The organism is Candidatus Schekmanbacteria bacterium (assembly GCA_003695725.1).
In the GTDB taxonomy this organism is placed as follows: domain Bacteria; phylum Schekmanbacteria; class GWA2-38-11; order GWA2-38-11; family J061; genus J061.
On sequence record RFHX01000287.1, the window covers coordinates 1 to 7,093 of the forward strand.

The window sequence follows — 7,093 nt, forward strand, 5'->3', positions numbered from 1 at the left end:
ATAAATTAGTGAAATTTATCAATAATTAAAAGGAGATAAGTTATGGATGTATTGATTGTAGATGATTCTTCCGTAATGAGGAAAATCTTAACACGCAGTTTAAGACAATCTAATTTGGATATTGGAGAAATCATCGAAGCATCTGACGGAGAAGAAGCACTAAATAAAATCAAAGAAAATTCTGTTCAGCTTGTTCTATGTGATGTCAATATGCCCAAACTCAATGGCCTCGAGTTTGTCAAAAAAGTCAAAGAAAACAACATCTCTCCTGATACAAAAATAATAATGGTAACAAGTGAAGGCGGCTTGGATACAGTAAACCAAGCAGTAGAAAATGGCGCCAAGGGATTTATCGTAAAACCTTTTTCAGCTGAGGATTTTAAAAAGAAAATAGAACATCTGTGCGCCGCTTAAAAGATGATTTTCAATGTCTTTGCAGAAGTAGAATTCTTAGGAGTGAGATAATGGAAAATATTTTAGCTATGCTTTCAGAAGCTACTAAGGAAGTTTTTCAAACAATGATGTCATACGACATAGACACATATCAGGAAAAATTGGATGAATTTGCCGATAAGATTCATATGAGCACGATCATTACATTAGATGGCACAATAAAAGGAGCGCTTGTTTTTCATTGCTCGAATAATTTTGCCCAAAAGATTACATCTGCCCTTCTCAATACAGATCCCTCAGACACTTTGGAAGAAGTGGAAATAAAAGATGCCATTTCTGAATTGACAAATATCATTGCCGGAACACTCAAGAATAAAATAAACAATTTAGGTCATACATTCACTCTATCCATACCAAAAAATCTTAATTGGTCTGAATATATCAATGAAACAAAACATTCTAAAAAAGAAAGGATAATAAAATTCAAATCAAAGGATGACTACTTCTTTCTCGAATTGCTCTCTCATAAGGAGAAAGAACTCAAAAAAGCATCCTGAGGGCAAAGCAAATGGATGAAAAACTGATTGAAAAAGTTGAAGAAAAAATAGGAGATATCCTTGAACCTTTTAACAAGGATATAGACGAAATATTCAAAACTTTTTCAGAGAAGCCTATAAAATCACTTCATAAAAAGAGCTCGACGATTGAGGGAAAAGAATTTTTAACTTCAGAAAAGAATAAAAAGGCAGTTATTTGCACACTAAATTCAGATGAAGAATTTAAAGGTACAATATATCTATCCTTTAGTTATGAGGAAGTTTGCACCATTTCAGGAATAGTTAATGGATTGGCTGAAAATGATGTAGAAGAAAAAATCAAAAGCGGAAATTATGACGAAAATGACATCGATACTGTATCAGAAATTGCAAATCAGATAGCTTCAAAACTCAACAGCGCATTCAACCCTGTCTCACCTAAAAAAGTTCATTTCATAAAGAAAGCACATTTCATAAATGAGGGAAATGAGGAAAGCGGGAACAATATATTAAATGAAAATGAGAAATATCTTTCAAACGAATTCTCCATCAGCATTGAAGGAAATGATTTAGGAGTGCTCTTTATTCTCATTCCTTTAGATACAGGAGCAGAAATTTTAGGTTTGGCTGAAGATGATGAGGAATCAGAAAAGAAAAAAGAAAAAAAAGTAAGAAAGATAATCGTGTTGGCAGAAGAGTTAGACTCTGAAAGTGAAACAACATATTCAGAAGCCGCAAAGAGTATCGAAGCAGAAATACTCTCCTGTAAATGCGATTCCGACATCAGTCAAAAAGGAGAACTCAAAGAGGCAGACATCATCTTTTTAGATTTTGAAAATGACCCTGAAAAGGGGATTTCAATCTGTAAAGAAGTAATCAATTCAGCAGGCAAAGGCAAAAAAGTTATCTTATCATCCAAAAACATAACCAAACCTATCTTGATGAAAGCGCTATCGAATGGAATAAACGATATCATTGTCAAACCAACGACTACGGAAACTGTAGTTAAAAAAGTTCAAATGAATATGGAGCAATAGAATGTCTTTTCAGATAAGTGAAAAAATAAAGAAGATAATCGATCAGATAAATGCGCTTCTTATAGCAGACAGCGATGATTCAGCATTCAACAAGGAACTAAATGAAAAACTTATCGAGTTAAAATCAGCCCTTGAAAAATGTGATGATAAAAGCCTTCATAGTTTAATCGATAAATTGAATAAGCTCATCGAATATGAAGAAAAAAGCAGTAATTCATCGAATTCAGGTTATGAAGAATATATCAATCAAGTAAAATTGGTCATCTCAGAAATTGAAAATGGTTCTAATGATAAATCATCTGAACTTATTGATAATGATACAAAAAAAGAGGAAGACACCCTTATTGACTTTTCCGAAGAGGATTATGAACTTTACAATGATTTTATAGCTGAAGCATTAGAACATCTTCAAAACATTGAAGAATCAGTAATAGGGCTTGAAAACAACAGTTGTGATGAAGAGCTTCTCAATAGTATATTTCGCGCCTTTCACACCATAAAGGGCAATTCAGCATTCTTGAATCTAACCAAAATGAATATTCTTGCCCACAAATCAGAAAACCTTCTCGATGCAGTAAGACAGAATAAGATCAATTACAATCCTTCCATAGCTGATGTCATCTTGGAATCAGTAGATATTCTTAAAAAAATGATCTCTACGCTGACAGAAAGCATAAAACAAAAAAAATCGTTTAAAGAAGAAACTGAAATAAACGAAATTATCGCAAAAATCGAGCAAGCATTGAATGAATCTTCACCTACCACTTCAAGGGAAGAAAAAGAAAACTTAATTTCAGAGGAAAATAAAGAATCCCTCAATGAAACTGATGATAATAAACAAAGGGGAAAACAATTTACACTTTTTTCAGAAGAATCAGACAAAAGTTTTCTTTCTGATTTCATTGAAGAATGCAATGAATATATCAGCAATGCTGAAGCATCACTCTTAGAGCTTGAAACTGACCCTAATGACAAAGAAGCAATAAATACAATATTTAGAGCTTTTCATACAATCAAAGGAACTTCATCGTTTCTTGGGATCACACCAATTTCTGAACTTAGCCATAAGGTTGAATCACTATTAATTCCAGTACGAGACGGAAAAAAATCATTCAGCGAAACCTATGCCGACATTTCCCTTCAAGCCATTGATTATTTAAAGGAACTGCTGAAATTAATTCAAATATCAATCGATGGAGGGAATATAGAAGAGCCGGAAGGATTTATAAATTTCTTGAAAAAATTAGACAACCCTGAAGAACTGTTATCAGTTAAAAAGATTGAAAGCGATGTACCGCGACTTGGCGAAATTCTTGTTGGTGAAGGCAAAATCTCAAAGGAGGATTTAGAATCTGCAGCATCAAAAGAAGGAAACGAGCCAATAGGGGTTAAATTGGTCAAAACAGGAGTTGCATCAGTAAAAGATGTTGCACAAGCAATAAGAAAACAGAAAAAAATTTCAGAAGTATTTCAGTCTCAGGACTCTTCTGTAAGGGTACGCACCGACCGTCTTGACAGACTTATTGATATGGTAGGAGAATTGGTAATTGCCCACTCAATGGTCGTGCAGGACACAACATCGCTCACACAACAATCAGAACTGCAAAAAAAACTTTCTCATTGCGGAAAAATTGTAAGAGAATTGCAGGATCTTAGTCTCGCAATTAGAATGGTCCCATTAAAGCCTACATTTCAAAAAATGACACGCCTCGTTCGAGACCTTTCAAGAAAAAGCGGAAAAGCCATTAACTTCATCACAAATGGAGAAGAAACAGAAATTGACAGAAATATGGTCGATATCCTTAATGACCCTCTTGTGCATTTGCTGAGAAACGCAGTTGACCATGGCATAGAAGACAAGGAAACAAGGCAAAAGATGGGAAAAGAGGGAACAGGCACTGTGAAGCTTATCGCCTACCACTCGGGAGGTAATGTCGTATTGGAAATCATTGATGACGGGAAAGGTCTGGACAAAGAAAAAATCATTAACAAAGCCATAAACAAGGGAATTTTTACAGGTAAGGAAAATTTGTCTGATAATGAAATTTTCAACTGCATATTTGAACCCGGATTTTCCACTGCTGAAAAAATCACTGACATATCAGGTCGAGGAGTAGGACTAGATGTAGTGAAAAAAAATATTGAATCCTTAAGAGGGAAGATAATTATTTCTTCAGAAAAAGGGAAAGGATGCAAATTCACTATACGCCTTCCTCTAACAATGGCTATCACAGACGGAATGATCATTAAATGTGGGAATCACAGATTCATAATACCAACAATAAATATTTCAATGAGCTTCAAGCTGGAAGAAAATATGATCTCAACAATAGCCGGCAAAGGGGAAATAATAAACCTTCGAAATCAAATATATCCCTTTTTTAGGCTGTCGGAAATCTTCAAAATTCCGCCAGATATAAAAAGCGTAGATGAAGGAATTGCCATAATCATCAATGACACACAAAATCCATACATTCTTTTGGTCGATGGAATTCTTGGACAACAACAGGTTGTAGCAAAATCTTTAGGTAATCATTTTATTAATCTGCCTTCAGTTTCTGGTGGTGCAATTCTTGCTGACGGAAGAGTGGGACTAATTCTCGATACATCAGGGCTTTTTCAAATGGCAAAAGAAACAAAGCGAAAAAGGACGGTAAATTTATAAATATTGAAAGGAGTTTAAAATGGAAAAGAATCATAGCGAACATAGCGAAAAATTAGGAGGAAAATTTTTAACCTTCTTTCTCGGGAAAGAAGAATATGGGCTTCCAATATTAACGGTGCAGGAAATAATTGCTTTACTGCCAATTACTCCCGTTCCGAGGACACCAAATTACTTCAAGGGATTAACTAATCTTAGAGGAAAAATCATTCCTGTTATGGACTTGCGCTTAAAATTTGGAATGGAAGAATTGGAACCAACTGATGAAACCTGTATCATTGTCGTACGAACTTCAAAACAATTGATGGGACTAATAGTTGATAGAGTATCTGAAGTTAAAAATATCTCTGATGAATCAATAGATGAACCGCCTGAATTTGGCGACAATAGCATAACTGATTATCTTTCAGCGATTGGAAAATCAAATGAATCAGTTGTCCTGATAGTAGATATAGAAAAAGTAGTCAATACCAATGAATTATCAGAAATTAATTTCAATGAAGTTGAAAACAGCAGTGCAAATTCAGAAGAAAATATCTCTTAGATTAACAATCTTAATTTAGAAACTATGGAAAAACCTAAGATAAAGAAATTCGAATTTGGAAAAATTGCTCAAACAATAAAGCAAATAAGCGGCATCAATCTCTCTGCAGAAAAAGAATCAATGATAAGATCCCGCCTACTGAAGCGTATAAGAGCACTAAATTTCAAATCATTAAATGAATATCTCAATTATTATAATAATGATAAAAGCGGAAGAGAAATTTACGAAATCATAGACCTTCTAACAACCAACAAGACAAACTTTTTTCGTGAAAAACATCATTTTGAATTTATAAAAGAAGTGGTCATTCCTGAAATAAAACACAGACAGTACTTCATATGGAGCGCTGGTTGTTCTTCAGGAGAAGAGCCCTATTCTATTGCAATGCTGCTCCATAGCATTTTGCCCGAATCTTACCTTTCAAATGTAAAAATTCTTGCAACTGATATTTCAACAAGAATGATTCATAAAGCGCAAGAGGGCATCTACGACAAAGAATCTATAAAAGAACTCCCCGAATATTATTTAGAACAATACTTTAAACCTATCAAAAGCAAACACGGAACGAAATATATACTAAAAAATATCATTAAAGAGTCAGTAGTTTTTGCAAAACTTAACTTGATGGACCCTTGGCCTATGAAAGGTCCGTTCGATTTGATCCTTTGCCGAAATGTAATGATCTATTTCGATAAAGAAACACGAGAAAGACTTATCAATCGTTTTCTCGAAATGTTAAAGGAGAACGGCTATCTCTTTGTGGGGCATTCAGAAAATTTAGCAGGAATCAAAACATCTTTGGAATATATAGAGCCGGCAATATACCAAAAGCCTGCAACGGAAAGAAGAAAAAAGGCAAAATTATGATTCATACAGTTGGTTTGGCAGATATGAAAATATCTTCTTCAAAAGAAGATATCATCATAACCCATGGACTGGGAAGCTGTTTAGGTATTACCGTCTATGACCCTTTGGCTCATATAGGTGGAATGCTTCATGTAATGCTTCCTTTTTCCAATATCGACCCTGAAAGAGCAAAGGAAAAACCTTTTATGTTTGTTGACACGGGATTGCCTAAACTTTTTATAAGCTGTTACGAGATGGGAGCTTCCAAAGATAGACTAATTGTAACTGTGTGCGGCGGAGCAAATCCTCTGGGAATGAGCAACAACAAAGTTTTCAACATTGGTGAAAGGAATTTTGCAATCCTTCAAAAACTTCTCGACAAAAATAATGTATCTCTTGCAGCCTGTGATATAGGCGGCACTCAATCGAGAACAATGACACTCGAAATTGCAACCGGTAGAGTTTCTCTGAAAATAAATGGCTATGAAAATAAGGTCTTGTTTGACGCTTCTACAGACAAAAGCGCTCAAGTTTTCAAATAAGGGGATCATATTATGATTCGTGTTCTTATTGTTGATGATTCTTCTCTTGTTAGAAAAGTTCTCTCTGAAGAATTATCCAAATTCAACGATGTAGAAGTTGTCGGTACAGCAGAAGACCCCTATGCCGCAAGAGAAAAGATTGTTGCATTGAAGCCGGATGTCATAACATTAGATATTGAAATGCCCAAAATGAACGGATTGGAGTTTCTCGAAAAACTAATGGCTCATTATCCTATACCTGTTATAATTGTGAGTTCACTTGCTCCTGAAAACAGTGCCACTGCAATAAAAGCTTTCGATTTAGGGGCAGTTGATGTTATCTGCAAACCCGGATCAATGTATTCTACGCCTGATGTATCGACAAGACTCATTCATTCTATCAGGGCAGCGGCCATAGCAAAAATCAATGGCAAAATTTATAGAAAAGATATCAATCAAGTCATTCCAAAAATTCAACCTTCATTTCTTTCTTTTAATAAAATCATAGCAATTGGCGCATCCACAGGGGGACCGCAGGCGATTCAAGAGATAAT

At 34.8% G+C, this 7,093-nt stretch carries 8 protein-coding genes; all 8 read left to right on the top strand.

What is annotated here, in order from left to right; all coding sequences use genetic code 11:
• The first annotated feature begins 42 nt into the window (after positions 1 to 42).
• Positions 43 to 414, top strand: coding sequence for a response regulator (locus tag D6734_10915; GenBank protein RMF93056.1), 372 nt, complete (start codon positions 43 to 45; stop codon positions 412 to 414).
• A 50-nt stretch (positions 415 to 464) separates the two neighbouring features.
• A complete protein-coding gene (locus D6734_10920) occupies positions 465 to 950 on the top strand; it encodes a chemotaxis protein CheX (protein RMF93057.1) in 486 nt (161 codons plus the stop codon).
• 11 nt (positions 951 to 961) lie between these two features.
• Positions 962 to 1,966 (top strand): response regulator, encoded by a 1,005-nt coding sequence (locus D6734_10925; protein ID RMF93058.1) that lies wholly within the window; start codon positions 962 to 964, stop codon positions 1,964 to 1,966.
• A gap of 1 nt (position 1,967) precedes the next feature.
• Positions 1,968 to 4,631, top strand: a complete 2,664-nt coding sequence (locus D6734_10930; GenBank protein RMF93059.1) for a chemotaxis protein CheA — start codon at positions 1,968 to 1,970, stop codon at positions 4,629 to 4,631.
• Positions 4,632 to 4,650: 19 nt separating this feature from the next.
• Positions 4,651 to 5,172: a chemotaxis protein CheW gene (locus D6734_10935; GenBank protein ID RMF93060.1), complete on the top strand. Its 522-nt coding sequence runs from the start codon at positions 4,651 to 4,653 to the stop codon at positions 5,170 to 5,172.
• Positions 5,173 to 5,196: 24 nt separating this feature from the next.
• A complete protein-coding gene (locus tag D6734_10940; protein ID RMF93061.1) occupies positions 5,197 to 6,039 on the top strand; it encodes a chemotaxis protein CheR in 843 nt (280 codons plus the stop codon).
• A complete protein-coding gene (locus D6734_10945) occupies positions 6,036 to 6,560 on the top strand; it encodes a chemotaxis protein CheD (GenBank protein ID RMF93062.1) in 525 nt (174 codons plus the stop codon). Before D6734_10940 ends, D6734_10945 begins: the two co-directional genes overlap by 4 nt.
• Before the next feature lie 12 nt (positions 6,561 to 6,572).
• Positions 6,573 to 7,093: response regulator (locus tag D6734_10950; GenBank protein RMF93063.1), on the top strand; the 521-nt coding region annotated here is incomplete at its 3' end.